The 18,601-nt window shown below is 36.1% G+C and carries 19 protein-coding genes; 5 read left to right on the top strand and 14 right to left on the bottom strand.

The features are described 5' to 3' along the window. Window positions 1–2 precede the first annotated feature (2 nt). The 4 genes from KEM10_RS13265 to KEM10_RS13250 form a co-directional block, all read right to left on the bottom strand. A complete protein-coding gene (locus KEM10_RS13265) occupies window positions 3–1,016 on the bottom strand; it encodes an agmatine deiminase family protein (protein WP_212216500.1) in 1,014 nt (337 codons plus the stop codon). A gap of 113 nt (window positions 1,017–1,129) precedes the next feature. Beyond that, a complete protein-coding gene (gene dnaA / locus KEM10_RS13260) occupies window positions 1,130–2,560 on the bottom strand; it encodes a chromosomal replication initiator protein DnaA (protein WP_212216499.1) in 1,431 nt (476 codons plus the stop codon). Window positions 2,561–2,873: 313 nt separating this feature from the next. Continuing rightward, on the bottom strand, window positions 2,874–4,115 hold the full coding sequence (locus KEM10_RS13255) for an MlaD family protein (RefSeq protein ID WP_212216498.1): 1,242 nt from the start codon (window positions 4,113–4,115) through the stop codon (window positions 2,874–2,876). 35 nt (window positions 4,116–4,150) lie between these two features. Beyond that, window positions 4,151–5,260, bottom strand: a complete 1,110-nt coding sequence (locus tag KEM10_RS13250; protein WP_212216497.1) for an N-acetylmuramoyl-L-alanine amidase family protein — start codon at window positions 5,258–5,260, stop codon at window positions 4,151–4,153. A 138-nt stretch (window positions 5,261–5,398) separates the two neighbouring features. Between KEM10_RS13250 and KEM10_RS13245 the strand changes: the two genes are divergently transcribed. Beyond that, window positions 5,399–8,218: a putative LPS assembly protein LptD gene (locus tag KEM10_RS13245; protein WP_212216496.1), complete on the top strand. Its 2,820-nt coding sequence runs from the start codon at window positions 5,399–5,401 to the stop codon at window positions 8,216–8,218. A gap of 81 nt (window positions 8,219–8,299) precedes the next feature. Then, entirely contained in the window at window positions 8,300–8,677 is a 378-nt protein-coding gene (locus KEM10_RS13240) for a RidA family protein (RefSeq protein WP_212216495.1), read from the top strand. A gap of 266 nt (window positions 8,678–8,943) precedes the next feature. On the opposite strand, the gene rplI is transcribed toward KEM10_RS13240, so the two are convergent. From rplI to KEM10_RS13210, 6 genes are all read right to left on the bottom strand, one after another. After that, window positions 8,944–9,387: a 50S ribosomal protein L9 gene (gene rplI / locus KEM10_RS13235; protein WP_212216494.1), complete on the bottom strand. Its 444-nt coding sequence runs from the start codon at window positions 9,385–9,387 to the stop codon at window positions 8,944–8,946. An 18-nt stretch (window positions 9,388–9,405) separates the two neighbouring features. After that, on the bottom strand, window positions 9,406–9,675 hold the full coding sequence (rpsR, locus tag KEM10_RS13230) for a 30S ribosomal protein S18 (RefSeq protein WP_212188816.1): 270 nt from the start codon (window positions 9,673–9,675) through the stop codon (window positions 9,406–9,408). 3 nt (window positions 9,676–9,678) lie between these two features. Continuing rightward, window positions 9,679–10,026 (bottom strand): 30S ribosomal protein S6, encoded by a 348-nt coding sequence (gene rpsF, locus KEM10_RS13225; RefSeq protein WP_212216493.1) that lies wholly within the window; start codon window positions 10,024–10,026, stop codon window positions 9,679–9,681. A gap of 154 nt (window positions 10,027–10,180) precedes the next feature. Next, window positions 10,181–11,170, bottom strand: coding sequence for a dihydroorotate dehydrogenase-like protein (locus tag KEM10_RS13220; protein ID WP_212216492.1), 990 nt, complete (start codon window positions 11,168–11,170; stop codon window positions 10,181–10,183). Window positions 11,171–11,173: 3 nt separating this feature from the next. After that, window positions 11,174–12,658, bottom strand: coding sequence for an NADPH-dependent glutamate synthase (gltA, locus tag KEM10_RS13215; RefSeq protein WP_212216491.1), 1,485 nt, complete (start codon window positions 12,656–12,658; stop codon window positions 11,174–11,176). Window position 12,659: 1 nt separating this feature from the next. Next, window positions 12,660–13,493: a sulfide/dihydroorotate dehydrogenase-like FAD/NAD-binding protein gene (locus KEM10_RS13210; protein WP_212216490.1), complete on the bottom strand. Its 834-nt coding sequence runs from the start codon at window positions 13,491–13,493 to the stop codon at window positions 12,660–12,662. Window positions 13,494–13,759: 266 nt separating this feature from the next. Here KEM10_RS13210 and KEM10_RS24765 point away from each other — a divergent pair, with 266 nt between their 5' ends. Both KEM10_RS24765 and rbr read left to right on the top strand, forming a co-directional pair. Beyond that, window positions 13,760–14,467 carry a flavin reductase gene (locus KEM10_RS24765; protein WP_212216489.1) on the top strand — a complete coding sequence of 236 codons (708 nt, stop codon included), beginning with the start codon at window positions 13,760–13,762 and terminating at the stop codon, window positions 14,465–14,467. Window positions 14,468–14,650: 183 nt separating this feature from the next. Beyond that, on the top strand, window positions 14,651–15,226 hold the full coding sequence (gene rbr / locus KEM10_RS13200; RefSeq protein ID WP_212216488.1) for a rubrerythrin: 576 nt from the start codon (window positions 14,651–14,653) through the stop codon (window positions 15,224–15,226). Between the two features lie 92 nt (window positions 15,227–15,318). Here rbr and KEM10_RS13195 read toward each other — a convergent pair whose 3' ends face one another. Genes KEM10_RS13195 through KEM10_RS13185 form a run of 3 tightly spaced genes read right to left on the bottom strand, consistent with a single transcriptional unit; the run spans window position 15,319 to window position 17,636 of the window. Next, window positions 15,319–15,585, bottom strand: coding sequence for a SemiSWEET transporter (locus KEM10_RS13195; protein ID WP_212216487.1), 267 nt, complete (start codon window positions 15,583–15,585; stop codon window positions 15,319–15,321). Window positions 15,586–15,587: 2 nt separating this feature from the next. Continuing rightward, a complete protein-coding gene (locus KEM10_RS13190; RefSeq protein WP_212216486.1) occupies window positions 15,588–16,286 on the bottom strand; it encodes an HAD family hydrolase in 699 nt (232 codons plus the stop codon). Between the two features lie 21 nt (window positions 16,287–16,307). Continuing rightward, entirely contained in the window at window positions 16,308–17,636 is a 1,329-nt protein-coding gene (locus KEM10_RS13185; protein ID WP_212216485.1) for a serine hydrolase domain-containing protein, read from the bottom strand. Between the two features lie 113 nt (window positions 17,637–17,749). On the opposite strand from KEM10_RS13185, the gene KEM10_RS13180 reads away from it, so the two are divergent. Further along, window positions 17,750–18,100 (top strand): translation initiation factor, encoded by a 351-nt coding sequence (locus KEM10_RS13180; protein WP_212216484.1) that lies wholly within the window; start codon window positions 17,750–17,752, stop codon window positions 18,098–18,100. 44 nt (window positions 18,101–18,144) lie between these two features. On the opposite strand, the gene KEM10_RS13175 is transcribed toward KEM10_RS13180, so the two are convergent. Then, complete coding sequence (locus KEM10_RS13175; protein WP_212216483.1) at window positions 18,145–18,570, bottom strand: lipocalin-like domain-containing protein; 426 nt, start codon at window positions 18,568–18,570, stop codon at window positions 18,145–18,147. Between the last annotated feature and the right edge of the window lie 31 nt (window positions 18,571–18,601).

Here is an 18,601-nt window from a genome sequence, read left to right as displayed (position 1 = left end):
TGTTATTTTACAAATCCAATGGGATATTGCATGGTAATACAATGCAGTGAACCATGTTGTTTAATCAAAGGCAAACAATTGATTCCAATAATTTGATGTTGGGGATACAATTGTTGAAACATCGACTTTACTTCCTCATCTTTAGGAGAATTATAAAAGGGTAACAATACTTTTTTATTGACAATTAAAAAGTTAGCATAGGTTGCCGGAAGACGGTCTTCATCTTCATAAACCTTATCCGCCATTGGTAATTTTACTAAGCGATATGGTTTTCCATCTTTTTGTCTGAATTTCATCAATTGATCTTCCATTGCCTTCAGACTATTAAAATGCTCATCTTCTGCATCATCACAAACAACGTAAGCAATTGTTTCTTCATCAACAAACCTTGCCAATGTATCAATATGACTATCTGTATCATCTCCAGCCAGGTAGCCATGTTCAAGCCAAAGTATTCTGTCGGCCCCCAATCGCTGTTTCAGCTCTTCTTCAATCTGCTCCTTATCACGTTCAGGATTACGCTGGGGCGATAGTAAACACTCTGCTGTTGTTAAAACCGTTCCTTTCCCATCTGACTCAACACTTCCGCCTTCCAAAATAAAATCAAGGTTATTTGAATACTCAACATCTTCATTAAAAATATTTGAATGAAACATATGTTGAGTAATAGCATTGTCTTTTTGATAGCTAAACTTCTCTCCCCACGCATTAAAACCAAAATCGAGAAGTACAGGTTTTCCATCTTTAAAGACAGAGATTCCTCCATGGTCACGCGCCCATGTATCATCAATCTGACTCTTAACCACTTTTACATTCTCCTTTTCTGAAAACATCAGACTCACATCATCTATATCCTGAGCCACTATGATCACTTTTTGATCCTGACTGATTTCATCAACAATTGTTTTATAAACAGGAATGACTTCGTTCAGATCATCTTTCCAATCGGTTGTAGAATCAGGCCATGTTAACTGAACAGCACTTTGCTTGTGCCACTCTGCTGGAAACTCTCTCATTTAGTATAAATTATATGAAGGCAAAAATAATGAAAATGTTAATTCAAATACTTGGACACAAAAAAAGACACCCAAAAAATTGGATGTCTTTTTTCAAAAATAGCGTTATCAAGTTACGACTTCAACTGAGCCTCAATTTCTTTAATTTGACCTTTGAAATCTTTATCAGTTTCAATTAAGTTATTAACAGCCTTGCAAGCATGCAAAACCGTTGCATGATCTTTTTTTCCAATCTTAGCTCCAATAGTAGATAAAGAAGAATTGGTTAAACCTTTACTAAAATACATAGCCACCTGGCGAGCCTGCACAATTTCACGCTTTCGAGTCTTAGATTGGAGCAAATCCAAATCTAATCCGAAATAATCACAAACTGTTTGTGAAATAGATTCGATAGACACTTCGCGAGAAGTTTTCTTAACCAACTTATCTATAATACTTTTAGCAGTTTCGAAGTTGATTTCTTTTTTATTTAAAGTAGCCTGAGCCAGTAATGAGATCAAAGCACCTTCCAACTCACGAACATTATTCAAAACATTGCTGGCAATGTAATAAACAACATCCTCAGGTACAGTTAACCCATCGGTATATATTTTACGATTTAATATTTCTACACGAGTTTCAAAATCAGGAATCTGCAAATCAGCTGATAAACCCCACTTAAACCTCGACAACAATCGATCTTCCATTCCAGCCAACTCAACAGGAGCTTTATCACTAGTGATAATCAACTGCTTACCTGTTTGATGTAAATGATTAAAAATATGGAAGAATGTATTTTGTGTTTTTGTTTTTCCGGCAAACTCATGAACATCATCGATAATTAAGACATCGATCATTTGATAGAAATTCAAAAAGTCATTTTGTGAATTATTTCTAACCGAGTCTGTAAACTGAGTTTGAAATTTGTTTGCATTTACATACAAAACTGTTTTTTCCGGCATTTGACGCTTCACTTCAATACCAATTGATTGCGCCAGGTGAGTTTTACCCAAACCAGAGTTACCATGTAAGAATAATGGGTTAAATGCCGTTTTACCTGGATTCTTTGCTACAGCCATTGCCGCATTACGAGCAAGTCGATTACAATCACCCTCAATATAATTCTCAAAACTATAATCATTATTTAACTGAGGATCAACATTTAACTTTTTTATCCCCGGTATAACAAAAGGGTTTCTTATATCAGGACGTTCCTGATTTGAACTAACTGAAACAGGTCGATTACGTAAATCTGTTTTGTTAGTTGTTGGGAAATTTAAAGTATATGGCTTTCTGTTATCAATATGACTGTTGTCCATAACAACATTATATTCCAGCTTAGCGGTGGATCCCAAACTTTTTCTAAGCGTTTTGCTTAGCAAATCAATATAATGTTCTTCCAGATATTCATAAAAGAATAAACTGGGTACCTGAATGGTTAAGATGTCCTTTTCCAATTTCACAGGCCTAATTGGTTCGAACCAGGTTTGGTAACTTGTTTGAGGTATATTGTCCTTTATCACCTGTAGGCAATTATCCCAAACATTAGAGTAATCGACATTCATTCTTTTCGTTTCCTTTTTTAAGCTTTATGTTCAACACTATCCCTTTTCCGAAAACAAAATTTGTGAAAAAAAAATGGAAAAAAAAATATTAATTTTCTTGATTTTCTCATTATTGTCGTTCTTACACTATAAATCAGCCATTTAATGATTTTAAGGTTAAGATACTGAAATTCTGACATATAGCATTTAAACACTATTACAACACTACTTGCAACCTATTGAATTATCAGGCATTTTAGAATATTCTAAAAAAAAATTTAATACGACGGTAAAAAAAAATTAATACACACCTATTGATTATAATATATATTTATTATTTAGATCTTTTTTTAGCTTTTCTCAAACTTAAAGACTCCCCATTTTCAAAAGCGACGATCTTTGCCTCATCATAAAAGTCCTTCACTTCGTCATATACTTTTTCTATTTCATCAAATGAGCGAGATTGACCAACTGAGTAGTAATATTTAGATTTTCGATAATCTTCAAATACATTATATTTTCCATCCAAAATTACCGAATCCATTTGAAGAGGTTTTTTCGATTCTTTAAGTTGAACCTGAAATACAATACCGGTTATTCCGTACGAACCATCAGAAACAGTTACATTCTTACCTAAATCGATTGCTGAGAAGCTCACATATCTTTTAGGATTATGCCTTACATCAATCAATAAACGATTTAAACTAGCAGAAACTTCGGTTAACGAATAATAAAGCTCCTTATCTGTTAATAACAACCCTAAACTACCATCGCCTTCATTAATAGTAGCAAGCAATTCAGATGTATTACCTAAAGTTTTCTTTAATTCTTGAAGAGACTCATCAATTTGAGCATTTTCTAATTGTTGACTAAAACCAGCCATACTCTGAAAAACAGTATCTATATAGGGCCCTTGGGCTGTTAACATCATCATAACTGAGTCGGTGCGTTTAATTACATTTGACATTTCGCCACCTTCGGAAAGCTCCTCAGAAAGTCTGGATGATATGGTCTGAAACGATTTCATCGATTTTCGAAAGGACTTCATCGTTTCTTTGATATTTGTTCTATTCTCTTCATCAACAATATCGCCCAAATTTGTAAACACCGAATCGAGCTGTACAATTAAACGTTCGGCCTTATCCTTTAAAGGCAACACCTCCATACTAACCTGATCCTTTAAATCACCCATTACCGAGGTCTGTAAGGTATCTCCATACGCTAAGAGTTCATCTGATTTACCTGGTATAAGTTGAACACCTTTAGTGCCCATTAGATCTAAGCTATAAATCTGTGCTTTTGAATCAATGGGTAATGGAACATTTTTCTTCAATTCAAAGGTTACCAAAAAGCGATTGGGTATTGTAGGATGAAAATCAATATCTCTTACATATCCCACTTTAAAGCCTTTATAATAAAGAGGACTGGCATTAGTTAAACCATCAATTCTTGCATATGATCCATAGTAAAAGTCGCCTACCTTTAAAATATCACGTCCTTTTAAAAAATTGAATCCCCAAATCAGAATTGCGAAAGCCACTATAACCGTTAATCCTATTTTTATCTCTTTCTTCATCTATATAGGTTTAAGATATTGTATTAATAGAGAATTTATTCTTTATTACCAGTTAGCTTTCTTGCTTCACTAACTCTAATTTTTTTATCACTTTGGAAAGCTATAACAAAAGCATCATTCACATCGGACTTTACAGTTTGTAGTAACTTTACAATTTCGTTATAATCCGACGTGCACCCTGTAGAATATTTAAAATAACCTCCTTCTTGAAACTCATAAAGGTCATTAAATTTCTTATATATCCGAGTTCCCTCTTTTATCTTATTTTTCGAAGACGCCACCTGTATTCGATATAGCACTTTGCTCTTAATTAAATTAGATTGTAACAAGGCTAAATCCTGCATATTACTTTTTGCATCATGTTCTTTCTTATAATCTCTGATGGCTCTGAAAAGTGCCGAAGCCAAATAAGTCTTGCCTTCTTCTGATGCAATGAATTTTTCTTCTTTAATATTACTTAAAAAACCAAGTTCTACTAAAACGCTGGGCATAGCAACCTCCCGAAGAACCAAAAAACCGGCTTGTTTCACTCCCCTGTCCTTTCTTCCAACCCGACTATGAAACTGTTGCTGTACCATTGAAGCTATATGAATACTCTGATCTAAATGCACATTTTGCATCAACTCAAATATAATATATGACTCGGGCGAATTTGGATCAAATCCTTCATAGGTCGTACTATAATCTTCCTCCAACACAATTACAGAGTTCTCCTTCTTTGCCACTTCCAGGTTTTCCTCTGTTCGATGTAAACCTAAAACAAATGTTTCTGCACCAGCTATTGATGGAACACTTATTGAATTGGCATGAATAGAAACAAATAAATCCGCTTTGCTTTTGTTCGCAATCTCTGCTCTTTTATTTAATGGTACAAACACATCCTTATTTCGGGTATATACAACCTCTACTTCCGGTAGATATTCGTTTAGATAATCTCCTAATTTTAAAGCAACATCTAAAACAATGTCTTTTTCTTTAGACTTTTTACCAATGGCCCCTGGATCTTTGCCCCCATGTCCCGCATCTATTACAATCGTATTTAAAGTTAAGTCCTCCTGAGCTACAAGCTCTTTTTCAGACAGAAACACCCCAAAGACAATAAATACTGAAAAAACAATGCGTGTATTTAGTGGAAAAATTGTCATACATTTATAAATTACTGTTCAAAAATAGGAAAATAATGATGAGATAAAAAAGACACTTACTATCCCTATTTTTTTTAAGGAAACCGCGATGTGCGCTTTTTTTAATTATTTTTGTGGACGCTTGAAAAAATAACCACTTTGACACTTCAAAACACACAATATAGCAGACTGCTAAAAACTATTTTATTATCAGCTTTTTGGACAGTCATCTTCTTTCATGAAATTCCGACGTTGGCACAAACTCCTGAGATTATGCCGCAGATGTTTCCACCTACAACAATAAAGGATGATACACTAAATAACAGATTGCCACAAAGAGACAGCCTGGAATTTAATCAGCCACAGACTTTAATTGTCCAACAAGACTCGTTAAATACACCTAACGATTCTATTAAAGATAACTCAGGCTCCGGTAGCTTTCTGATTGACTCTGAGGTGCAGTACAAGGCAAAAGATTCAATTTATACAGATATGGTTACGAAAAAAACCTATCTATATGGAGAAGCGGAAGTAAGTTATCAGGATATATTATTAACTGCTCATACTATTATTTTGGATATGGACAGCAGTACTGCTGTTGCCTACGGAATGAAAGATTCGCTCAATAATGAAATTGGCTTACCTGTTTTTACAGACCCCAGCGGCGAATACGAGATGCGCAGGATGAAATACAATTTCAAAACAGAAAAAGCTATTATTAAGCACATTGTAACCGAACAAGGAGAAGGTTTTGTTGTAGGTGAACGGGCTAAAAAAATTGAAGACAATGCATACTGCATGAAAGACGCCCGATATACTACTTGTGATAATCACGACCATCCGCATTTTTACCTCAATTTAACCAAAGCAAAAGTAGTTCCGGGTAAAAAAACAATTACAGGTCCGGCCTATCTGGTGGTAGAAGATGTAAAATTACCTATTGCAATTCCCTTCGCTATGATACCAAGTACATCTTCCTATAGCTCAGGCTTTATATTTCCATCATACCGCGATGAAACAATAAGAGGCTTTGGTCTAACGGATGGAGGTTACTACTGGGCAGCGAATGATTATTTCGATCTTACACAGAAGGCTGATATATTCACCAATGGTTCTTGGGCATCGCGAACTTCATCCAACTATAAATTAAGGTATAAGTTTAGCGGTAGTTTTAATTTTCAGTACATGGAAAACGTTTACAGCGAAAAAGACCTTCCTGACTACAGAAAAACCAAGGATATGTCAATCACCTGGAGCCATCGTCAGGATGCAAAAGCTAATCCTTTTCAAACCTTTTCAGCCAGTGTAAATTATTCTACCAGCTCATACGATCAAAACAATATCAACTCCATTGGAACAGTAAACGGAAGTGATATCTCAAGAAACACTAAACGATCAAGTATTTCTTACAGCAAAAGATGGCCTGGAAAACCATTCAACCTTTCTTTAAACCTTCTTCACTCGCAAAACAGTAGAGATACAACCATTGACTTAACCATTCCGGACGTAACCTTTACAGTAAATCGTTTTTATCCATTTAAGAAAAAAAACAAGGTTGGTTCCAACGAAAACTTTTTAGAAAAAATTAGCCTCTCTTATACAGGTAATGCTAAAAACTATGTAAGTGCAAAAGAATATGAATTGGGTTTTTCTCCTGACCACTTTACCAACCAATGGAAAAATGGAGCACAACACTCCATACCTGTTGCCATGAATTTTAAATTCCTTAAGCACTTCACATTAAATCCATCATTTAATTACAGAGAGCGTTGGTACCTATCCAAAACCGAGCAATATTGGGACGAAGAACAACAATCGATAGTTAAAAGCGACCCAATATCAGGATTTAACCGCGCGTATGATTACAGTTTGAGCGCTGGTACATCAACTAAAATATACACCTTCTTTACTCCATGGAGAAAACTCTTTGGAAACAAAATTGAAAAAATTCGCCATGTTGCAACTCCATCAGTATCATTTTCATATAGCCCCGATTTTAGTGATCCAAAATATGGATTCTATGATTGGTTTGAATACTACGACGAAAACAGAGATGAAGTAGTAAGAAAAGAATATTCATACTACGAAGGTTACTTATATGGAACTCCGGGAGCAGGAAAATCGGGCTCAATGGGCTTTAGCTTAGGTAACACCCTGGAGATGAAAGTAAAAAGCGAAAAAGACACTACCGGATTTAAGAAAATTAAAATTCTTGAGAGCTTAAACTTCAGCTCTAGTTACAACTTCTTAAGAGACTCGGTTAAATTAGCTCCTATTAATATGACAGGTCGTACTAAAATTGCTGGTACCAATATTAATTTTGGCGCTCGTTTTAACGCATACGCACTCGACTCTGTAGGAGCCGTCACTAACACCTTTTTATGGGAGTCAAACAAACAACTTCTTCGTTTAGAAAGTGCCAACTTAAGCTTTGGATACAGCATTGGCTCCGATACCTTTAAAAAGAAAACCGACAATAGTACAGATAACCAAAACCAGGATCAAGAACCACCAAATAGTGATGCTATAGACCCTAACGATCCTACTTCGGGCTTACCTCAGTTTGGTGATGATGAAAATCGCAACCTTATGGCTGGTGATGATGGCTACGCCGATTTCTCTATCCCCTGGAATTTATCCTTTAATTATTCATTACGAGTATCCGGTCGATTTGATAGAGATGAAAAGGATTATGTATATGCTGTTACTTCCGATGTTAACTTTAATGGTAACGTCTCCTTAACCCCTAAATGGAAAATCAATTTTTCATCTGGATATAGTTTCGATAGAAAAGAATTGGCACATACCAGTATGGGTATCAGTCGCGACCTTCATTGCTGGAGCATGAATTTTAGTTTAGTACCCGTTGGCCGATATAAATCATACTTTTTCACCATAAGAGTGAATTCAAGTATGCTACAAGACTTAAAATACGACAAACGAAGCAGTGCTCGTGACAATCCTAATTTCTATAATTAGATGATTAGAAATTTAGATTATAGATATCTAAAAACATTCAACTAAACAGTTGGTTTCAATATCAAATTAAAACAATTCGCAATGAAAAAGATAATATCAACAAACAACGCTCCGGGAGCAATTGGACCATACAGTCAGGCAGTAGAAGTAAACGGCACATTATACATATCGGGTCAGGTACCAGTTGTTCCTGTAACAGGTAAAGTTATTGAGGGAGGAATTACTGAGCAAACAGAGCAGGTAATGAAGAATATCGAAGCCATACTTAATGAAGCAGGTTACACTTTTGCTGATGTTGTAAAATCGACTTGCTTATTAAGCGACATGGCCAACTTTAAAGCCATGAATGAAGTTTATGGATCGCGCTATACAGAAAACCCACCAGCACGAGCCGCCTTTGCTGTAAAAGAATTACCATTGGGCGTATTAGTTGAAATTGAAACAATAGCCGTTAAATAATTCGACCTTACAATATTTTATAAACTGCTTTTCGTATAGAGGAGCAGTTTTTTTATGTCTGAAGGTTATCCTAAAGTGAAGGACAGAATAATCTTCTCAGAATAATCTGTAGTCTCGCTCAGAGATATCTTCAGCCTCGTACAGAAAGATCTGCGAAGGCAGCTAAAATCCTTCAGTTAATACAAATAAAAAACCACCATGTCCCCATGGTGGTTTATGTCTGTTTGAAAAATGTTTTTTAATCTATCCGAGATTAATAAAAAATGTTACTCGGCAACAACCTCAATAGAGATGTCAACCTTAACTTCACGATGCAATTTTACGGTTACTGTGTAAGTACCTAATTCTTTAGCATCATCTTTCATAGCAATGTTTTTACGCTCTACGTTAAAACCTTCCTTAGTTAATGCTTCAGCAATTTGAATAGTATTTACTGAACCGAAAATCTTACCAGTTGAACTAGCTTTAGCACCAATAGTAAATGACTTACCTTCTAATGTTTTAGCTACCTCAAGGGCTTCGTTTTTAATTTTCTCTTCTTTATGAGCACGTTGTCTCATATTTTCTTCGTGTACTTTCTTGGCAGACGTAGTAGCCAAAATAGCTAATCCACGCGGAATTAAATAGTTACGTCCGTAACCATTTTTCACACTAACGATATCGTTTTTGTGGCCAAGATTCTGAATATCTTCTTTAAGAATAATTTCCATCGTAAATCCTCCTTTTTCTTATTTCATCAAATCGGTTACGTATGGCAACAAGGCCAAGTGACGTGCTCTCTTAACTGCCTGAGCTACTTTTCTTTGATATTTCAAAGAAGTACCTGTTAGACGACGAGGTAAAATTTTACCTTGCTCGTTTAAGAACTTCTTCAAAAACTCAGGATCTTTGTAATCGATGTACTTGATCTTGTTTTTCTTAAAACGACAGTACTTTTTCTTCTTAATCTCTACTGATGGAGGAGTAAGATATCTGATTTCTGATTGATTCTGTGCCATGGTCTAGTTCTCCTTTTTTTCTTTTTTGTTAGCTCTTCTTTTTTCGGCGTACGCTTTAGAGTACTTGTCAAGCTTGAATGTCAAAAAGCGGATAATACGCTCATCTCGACGGAAAGCTGTTTCCAATTTAGCAACGAAATCTGGTTCAGCATCGAACTCAAACAACTGATAGAAACCAGTCGATTTCTTTTGAATTGGGTAAGCCAATTTACGTAGGCCCCAATTTTCTTCGTTTACAATTTTACCTCCATTCTCGGTTATCAAACCTTTGAATTTTTCTACCGCTTCCTTCATCTGAACATCAGACAAAACGGGAGTTAAAATGAAAACGGTTTCATAATGATTCAACATATCTTCTTAATTTTTAGAAGGTTTTATTTTTACAGGGCGCAAAGATAGGAATAAATTACTAAGAAACAAAGAAGTCGGTTGTATAAAGGCAGAAGGCAGAAGGCAGAAGTATTCGTGAACACTTCCGCCTTCTGCCTTTATATTCTTTATTTTTCTATTTGTTGTAACCAGAAAAATACCGCATAAACTGAACACGTTCAAAAACCTCTGGATTGGATGATTGCCCCTGGCTTAATCGTCCTTTAAAATCATTTATTGATTCATATCCCCTACGTTCCATCCATTTCTCCACTTCGCCCAACATCCACCTGATTACTTCCGGACCTTCTTTATAAACAGCTGACACCATCTCTACAGAGGATGCTCCTGCCATCAACATTTTAATAATAGATGAATAATCATGAATACCGGTTGAAGCAACTAAATCACATTTAGCCTTGGGTGATAAAATAGAAATCCAACGTAACGACATCGAAAAATCTTCGGGATTAGAGTAAACCTTACCCGATACAACCTGATCGTTCTCAATATCAAAATCCAATGATGTAAAACGATTAAATAGTATTAAACCACCAGCCTGTTCGCTCAAACGAGTTAACACACTGCCCATATTGGTAAAATACGATCCCAGTTTTAATCCAACCGGAACTTGTACATATTGCTTCACCTTATCAACAATATCAAAATAAATCTTTTCAATTGATTCTGCAGTTGCTGATTCATCGTACGGAAGCTTAAAAATATTCAACTCAATACCATCTACTCCAGCAGCTTCAAACTTTTTAGCATATGATACCCACTCGCTATACGAAGTACAATTAATACTTGCTATGATAGGAATATCTACCGCTTCTTTGGCTTCTTTAATTAAAGCAACATAGTTTTGAAGCGCTTCATGCTTCACCTGATAATCGTAATAATCAAAAAACTCCAGATTATTATCGTCCATACCTAATTGCTGACCAATGGTTTGCTCGGCTTCTGCCACAATCTCCTCTTCAAAGATTGATTTCAAAACAATGGCAGCAGCACCGGCATCAGCAAGTTTTTTAATTCCGCCAATGGTAGCCGCCAATCCCGAACTACCAATAACGATTGGGTTTTTAATGGGAATACCCAAATATGTAGTTGAAAGATTCTTCATATTTTAAGAGTTATGTTTTTCCTGAAGATAATTATGCATGGCTGCCGCTGCATTTCTGCCGTCACCCATAGCCAGAATAACCGTTGCCCCTCCTCTTACAATGTCACCTCCGGCAAACATCTCTGGTATAGATGACTGTAATTTTTCTTCATCTACTACAATTGTTCCCCAACGGGTTGTTTCAAGCTGAGGCAAAGAACTTGGGATAAGCGGATTGGGTGACACCCCTACACTTACTACCACTGTATCAACCTCTATTTCATATTCCGATCCTTCTACAGGTATAGGTCTGCGACGGCCCGATGCATCCGGTTCGCCCAACTCCATTTTTTGCACTCTTACCTTATTTACCCTGCCTGTTGAATCGGCAAAATATTCAACCGGATTGGTTAATGTCATAAATTCAATCCCTTCCTCCTGAGCATGTTTTATTTCTTCTACACGTGCTGGCATCTCTTCCAGCGAACGACGATAAATAATCATGGCCCGTTCGGCTCCTAAACGTTTAGCTGTTCTAACCGAATCCATAGCTGTATTTCCACCACCGATAACAGCAACATTTTTACCACTCACAATAGGAGTATCCGTTTCAGGACTGGCTGCATGCATCAGGTTGATACGAGTCAGATATTCATTGGAACTTAACACTCCTATGTAATTCTCACCCGGAATATTCATAAAACGAGGCAAACCAGCTCCACTACCTGTAAAGAAAGCTTCAAATCCTTCTTCTTTTAAATCTTCAATAGTTGCTGTTCGACCTACAATGAAATTATTCTCAAACTTCACCCCCATCTTACTGAGAATATCTATTTCAACATCCACAATATTGTTGGGTAGACGAAACTCAGGAATACCATATTTAAGTACACCGCCTATTTCGTGCAAAGCTTCAAAAACAGTAACATCATAGCCTTGTTTAGCCATATCACCTGCAAAAGTTAAGCCTGCAGGCCCACTGCCAATCACAGCCACTTTAATTCCGTTATTGGCGGCTATGTCAGGCACCGACATCTGATTTGATTCGCGCTCATAATCGGCCGCAAAACGCTCCAGATAACCAATGGCAACCGGATCTTTTTTTAGCTTAAGTTTATAAAAGCATTTTGCTTCGCATTGTTTCTCCTGCGGGCAAACACGACCACAAACAGCAGGTAGCGTACTTGTTTGTTTCAACACTTTGGCAGCTTCTACAAACTCACCTTGTTCAATGCGCTTTACAAACTTTGGTATATTAATCTCAACAGGACAACCGGTAATACATGTCGGATCAGGACAATCCAAACACCGACGTGCCTCATTTACTGCCTCTTCCTGCGTTAATCCTTTATTAACTTCAATATTAGAGAGAATTCGTTCTTTGGGATCTACTTCCCCCATATGCACCCTAACCAATGCGGTTCTATCCTTATTTTTCATTAAACCGCGTATATCAACCCTCCAGGACTGCTCTCTTTCTGCTTTTAAATATTCTTTGCTAACAGTCATTTTATTTCTTGTCTTTTGAATGAAGGTAATTTTGTTCTGCTTCTTTTTCTATCTCTTTATATCCGTTTAAGCGAAGCAACATTTCATCGAAATCAACCTTGTGCGCATCAAACTCAGGACCATCAACACAAACAAACTTAGTTTTACCCCCTACTGTTATCCTGCATGCGCCACACATACCGGTACCATCAACCATTATAGTATTTAAACTGGCATAGGTAGGTACTTCGTATTTTTCAGTAGTTAAAGATGCAAACTTCATCATAATAGCTGGCCCAATAACAACTGACAGATCAACTTTTTCGCGTTGCAGAACTTTCTCCATGGCATCGGTTACCAAACCTTTTTCACCATAAGTTCCATCATCGGTCATTACAATCAGCTCATCGGAATATTGCTTTATTTGATCCTCCAGAATAATTAAATCTTTGGTACGAGCTGCAATTACCGTTATAACTTTATTACCCGCTTTTTTCATTGCCTCAACAATAGGCAATAACGGAGCTACACCAACGCCTCCTCCACAAGCCAAAACGGTTCCAAAATTCTCAATATGGGTTGCTTGTCCGAGTGGTCCTACCAAATCGGTAATTTCATCACCTATGTTAAGTTCAGCTAAGCGGCGTGATGAAACACCAACACGTTGCACAACCAAAGTAATGGTTCCCTTTTCCGGATTTGCAGATGCGATAGTTAATGGTATTCTCTCTCCATTTTTCCCTACCTTAACAATTACAAAATGACCAGCTCTTCGGGCTTTTGCAATTCTGGGAGCTTCTATTTCCAACCGAACAACATTCTCAGAAAAAAACTCCTTATCAACGATTTTATTCATATCGAACAATTAATCAATTTATTGCATTAAGCAATGATGATAGAATTATTGCAGTTAATATTAATTATACTACTTAGTGTCACATTCCTCTGTCAAAAGTAAACCTTGAGATTTAGATTTTGAATGACAAACACGAAGAAATCACAATTTACAATCAATCTAAATAGATTCCAAAAGCAGAAAAAGATCACAACCAGTCTACGATACACTTCTTATAACGTTTAATTTATTTTAATTTTATAGAATCGAGAACTAAACAGACAACTATGAACATAGAAGCATTTTTTAAAATCACCTACGGATTATATATTATTTCAGCCAAAGCCAATGATAAACAAAACGGATATGTTGCCAATACGGCATTCCAGGTTACTGCTGAGCCACCTCAAATAGCTATTAGCTGTAATAAAGATAACCTTACTTCTAAACTAATAGAAGAGTCAGGATATTTTTCTATTTCAATACTAAAACAAGATACCTCAGCCGACACCATTGGACTTTTTGGATACAAAACGGGAAAAGATGTTGATAAGTTTGAGAATATAGAATACAAAACCAGTAAAAGCGGTACTCCGGTTGTTACACAAGACAGCATTGCATGGTTTGACTGTAAAGTAAAACAAACCATAATTGTTGATACTCACATTTTATTTATTGGTGAAATAATAGAAAATGAATTACTGGATGAAGCAGGAGAACCTTTAACATACGCCTTCTACCGAGATGTTAAAAAAGGTGCTGCTCCTAAAAATGCACCAACCTATATTGATAAATCAAAAATAACCTCAAAGCCAAAAACAGAACAGGCATCTACTAATCAAAAATACAAGTGTCTGGCCTGTGGATATATCTATGATCCGGCCGTTGGTGATGAAGAAAATGACATTGCTCCGGGCACTTCATTTGATGATTTACCCGACGATTGGACTTGTCCGACTTGCGGATCACCCAAATCTATGTTTGAACCTGTTTAAAAGAAGCTTTAATTCCATTATATTCATTTAAAAAGAAAGTAATAATGGTCTGCATCCTGCACTTTATATGTGTTTGGAAGAAATCTAAATAAGAGGTTCTACTTACTTGAGATATAAAAAAATAAAAAATATAAAGTAATATTGTTGATCAACCCAGATCTTAAAAACACAAATGAACAAATTATGACTAGTTTAAAAGGAACAAAAACCGAACAAAACTTATTAAAAGCTTTTGCAGGTGAGTCACAGGCTCGCATGCGATACAACTACTTTGCTAAGCAAGCTAAAAAAGAAGGTTTAGAGCAAATATCTTCTATTTTTATGGAAACAGCTGAGCAAGAAAAAGAACATGCTAAACGCTTCTTTAAATTCCTGGAAGGTGGCATGGTTGAAATTACTGCTTCATATCCTGCTGGTGTAATTGGTGATACTAAGGAAAACCTGCAAGCAGCTGCAGATGGTGAAAATGAAGAGTGGACTGAATTATATCCTGAATTTGCAAAAGTTGCCGAAGAAGAAGGGTTTAAAGAAGTAGCAGTTGCCTTTAAGATGATTGCTAAAGTAGAAGCTCATCACGAAGCAAGATACAGAAAGCTATACGACAATTTAATGGAGGGAAAAGTTTTTGAGAGAGACGGAAAAGTAACCTGGATGTGTCGTAATTGTGGATTTATCCATGAAAGTGCAAAAGCACCTAAAACATGCCCAGCTTGCTTACATCCTCAATCTTATTTTGAAATTAATAAAACTAATTACTAGACCGCAAAATCTGTAATTGGTAAACCATCTCGCTTGTTGCTCTTGAATTGAGTTTTGTTTCAGACAATTTGAACAATGTGAGATGGTTATTTTTACTTCTTAACATTCCTTCCAAGCACAATCTTTAAAATAAGTATAACAGATGCGGGTATTATAGCAATTGAATTTGCAACTATAATAGGTAATTCCTGAAGTAACACTCCATAAATCAACCAAAATACAATTCCAAAAGTATTAGCCAGATACATTAACAAGGATATACTGTGCACATCACGGGTTTTAATAATACGTATGGCCTGAGGAAACATGGCAGAAGTAGTGAGCACAGCAGCAATAGTACCCATCATTGTCACAATCATAATCAGCTATTAAAAAGAGTTAACACCTCACTTAATTTTCCCACTTCATGCACTCGATCAGAAACCACATGATGTTCAACCACTTCATGATGCCAGGTTGTATGAAACGGAACGTGAATACCGTATCCTCCTATCTCCTCAACCGGCAGAATATCTGATTTCATAGAATTACCTATCATTAAAAACTCAGCAGGTTCAACCTCCAAATGATTGATTAATTTCAAATATGCTTCCGGATGTTTATCGCTCATTACTTCAATATGATGAAAGTAAGTCAATAATCCAGACTTAGCCAGTTTGCGTTCCTGATCGAGCAAATCACCTTTGGTGGCGACAATCAATTTATATTTCTGTGAAAGGATTTGCAAAACCTCAGGTACATCATCCAGCAACTCAACCGGTTTATTCAGCATTTCTTTTCCAATTGCCAGAATTTGAGTTGTGTGCTCAGCTGTTAACTGATTATGGGTAATTAAACAACTCGTTTCTATCAACGAGAGAATGAAAGCCTTTATTCCGTATCCGTAAATGGGCATATTTGCCAATTCAATCTGATACAACTCACGCATAATATCTTCCTCCGGCATAAAATCGGACAAAACATTGGCAAACTGATGCTCAGCCTCCCTGAAAAATGTCTCATTTTCCCAAAGAGTATCATCTGCATCAAACCCTATTACTTTTATTGACCTCAAATCCATACCTGCAAAAGTAGAAAAGAATTACTCCTTCTGATAATCGAATGTCATACCATTTTGCTTTAATTGAAATTTATCCGGCACAATGACATTATTCTCAACTGAATATACGATTTGAACACCTGCCGGATCAAACTTAAAAATTCCGTTTTCACAAGCTGTTAATGGGAAAGGCGACTGACCGGTAGCCTGAGCAGTTAGTTTCTCACCGTCGTAAACAATCCATATTTTCAAAGGCATTTGTGCTGACACATATTCACCTTCAAGACTTTTTAAAACTTCAGCATCCAACTCAATTGCTTTTCCTGAAAAATCAGGTAATTCATAGTCTTTGCCATAAATTTCGCTTAAGCAAGCAATTAATATTCCATTCAAGTCGAAACTGTAAGCATTTCCCAATACAGCTAAACTGATATCTTCATTAATAGATAAATTACTTCTAAAACCATCAATCCCCCCATTATGTCCCAACATTGTTTTTTCATAAAACGGAAACGAGAAAATACCGTATCCAACACCACCCGTCAGGCTGGTCATGTCTGTAAAACTTTCATTAGAAATAACTTCACCATTAAATAATTTTTGGATGAAAATGTTAAGGTCCCGGGGAGTTGAAATAATAGAACCTGCACCCAATGGAATGGACATGCTGGTTTCGGGAGCCAGCACCCATTTCTCATTATACACATAAGACAAAGCTTCGTTTTGAGATGGTTCAATCGTTCCTCCCAACCTGGTGTTTTTCAGCTCAATATTATCACATAACCCGTTAACTAATTGGCTATACGATTTATGGGTAATATCCTCCAGTATAAAAGTCAGTAACACGTAATTACTGTTACTGTATTGCATTTTTTCGCCGGGCTTAAAATCAGATCCCTTTGATTGAATTATTTCCAATAAATCATTCCGTGTTTTATCCATCGTCATATATCCTTGATAATCGATATCATCAGTAAAATTATGAATCCCGCTTCGATGACTTAGTAACTGACCAACAGAAATTTTATCAGCATTAGTTATTTGAGGAAAGTAATTACTCAGTTTGGTTTCTAGTGATAGATTGCCTTTCTCAATCTCTCTGAAGATGAGAACCGAGGTAAACATTTTTGTTATAGAACCAATTCTAAAAGTTGTTAAGGAGTCTATTGATTGCTTAATATCTACATCAGAAAATCCACAATATCGTTCGTACAACAGTTGATCACCTTTATAGGCCGCAACGGCACCCATAAACTTATTGTTCTTTTCGAGCAAATCAAAAAACTGATCGAGCTTAATAAAATTAAGTGAGTCTTGCGCAAAAGTGGTTGTACCTACTACCACCACTAATAATAAGATTAACTTTTTCATAATGTTAGGGTTAAAAAGATTAGAATAACTGAAATAAATAGTAAGATACCAAAGACTTTCTAATTCTTCTACAAATTAAGGATTAATCGTATTTTTACCGCAAAATATTAATGATGGCAAAAAAGAAAAAATGGAAAAATCTGGATGGAGTTGTTTTCTCAACCAACCAGGATTTTGACTATCAATACAACGAAAGTGAAGAACAGGAAACCCTTAATCCATCGGAGCAGGATTTAAGAGTGATGCTTGATAAAAAGCAGCGAGGTGGCAAAAAAGTAACCTTAGTAACTGGCTTTATTGGCACTAATGATGACCTTAAAGATCTAGGTAAAATGCTCAAAAGTAAATGTGGAGTGGGCGGTACCGCCAAGGATGGAGAAATTATTATTCAAGGTGATTTTAGAGACAAAGTGGTTGATTTGCTTAAAAATGATGGTTACAAAGTGAAGAAGTCGGGTGGTTGAAAAAAGAAGAAGCTGTTAACCTTTAAAAGATTAACAGCTATGTTTTAAGCCCTCTTCCAATATACTTCTATGATGGCATCTTTGCCATTAATGTTCATTTTTGGAGTCCATATTCTTAACACATCCTCTTTCAACTCGTAATAACGCACCTCTTTTTCACCTATCCAATGCGGATGAACACATCCTGTTACCTTATGTATTAGTTTTCCGGGAGATTCTTCATAATAATCACCATAATAAGCCATATAATTAGAAAAAAGCCCGGAACAGGATTGTGATTCAAAATCGTAACTTTTGTGTTCTTTACTGCCCAACTGAGCATTCATTAAACCATTTTCATCGTACATTAAAATCCCCAATGGATTGGAGCCATACATATCTTGTTTGGTACCGTCATCAAAAAGGTAATAAATAGATGATAGGACCCATGTACCAACTATCGGCAAATACACATTATTTTCGTTTGTCATATTCAATAGTATAACAAAGAAAGCTCCCTAA

It is taken from the genome of Carboxylicivirga linearis, assembly GCF_018271995.1.
Classification (GTDB): domain Bacteria; phylum Bacteroidota; class Bacteroidia; order Bacteroidales; family Marinilabiliaceae; genus Carboxylicivirga; species Carboxylicivirga linearis.
This window is presented reverse-complemented; position numbering and strand designations above follow the sequence as displayed.

Coding starts and splice junctions, on each gene's coding strand:
- KEM10_RS13220 (WP_212216492.1), bottom strand. CDS start 11,170: ATGAAGAATCTTTCAACTACATATTTGGGTATTCCCATTAAAAACCCA.
- rpsF (WP_212216493.1), bottom strand. CDS start 10,026: ATGTTGAATCATTATGAAACCGTTTTCATTTTAACTCCCGTTTTGTCT.
- KEM10_RS13265 (WP_212216500.1), bottom strand. CDS start 1,016: ATGAGAGAGTTTCCAGCAGAGTGGCACAAGCAAAGTGCTGTTCAGTTA.
- KEM10_RS13175 (WP_212216483.1), bottom strand. CDS start 18,570: ATGACAAACGAAAATAATGTGTATTTGCCGATAGTTGGTACATGGGTC.
- rpsR (WP_212188816.1), bottom strand. CDS start 9,675: ATGGCACAGAATCAATCAGAAATCAGATATCTTACTCCTCCATCAGTA.
- KEM10_RS13255 (WP_212216498.1), bottom strand. CDS start 4,115: ATGAAGAAAGAGATAAAAATAGGATTAACGGTTATAGTGGCTTTCGCA.
- KEM10_RS13240 (WP_212216495.1), top strand. CDS start 8,300: ATGAAAAAGATAATATCAACAAACAACGCTCCGGGAGCAATTGGACCA.
- KEM10_RS13195 (WP_212216487.1), bottom strand. CDS start 15,585: ATGATTGTGACAATGATGGGTACTATTGCTGCTGTGCTCACTACTTCT.
- KEM10_RS24765 (WP_212216489.1), top strand. CDS start 13,760: ATGAACATAGAAGCATTTTTTAAAATCACCTACGGATTATATATTATT.
- KEM10_RS13210 (WP_212216490.1), bottom strand. CDS start 13,493: ATGAATAAAATCGTTGATAAGGAGTTTTTTTCTGAGAATGTTGTTCGG.
- KEM10_RS13180 (WP_212216484.1), top strand. CDS start 17,750: ATGGCAAAAAAGAAAAAATGGAAAAATCTGGATGGAGTTGTTTTCTCA.
- KEM10_RS13250 (WP_212216497.1), bottom strand. CDS start 5,260: ATGACAATTTTTCCACTAAATACACGCATTGTTTTTTCAGTATTTATT.
- rbr (WP_212216488.1), top strand. CDS start 14,651: ATGACTAGTTTAAAAGGAACAAAAACCGAACAAAACTTATTAAAAGCT.
- gltA (WP_212216491.1), bottom strand. CDS start 12,658: ATGACTGTTAGCAAAGAATATTTAAAAGCAGAAAGAGAGCAGTCCTGG.
- rplI (WP_212216494.1), bottom strand. CDS start 9,387: ATGGAAATTATTCTTAAAGAAGATATTCAGAATCTTGGCCACAAAAAC.
- dnaA (WP_212216499.1), bottom strand. CDS start 2,560: ATGAATGTCGATTACTCTAATGTTTGGGATAATTGCCTACAGGTGATA.
- KEM10_RS13185 (WP_212216485.1), bottom strand. CDS start 17,636: ATGAAAAAGTTAATCTTATTATTAGTGGTGGTAGTAGGTACAACCACT.
- KEM10_RS13190 (WP_212216486.1), bottom strand. CDS start 16,286: ATGGATTTGAGGTCAATAAAAGTAATAGGGTTTGATGCAGATGATACT.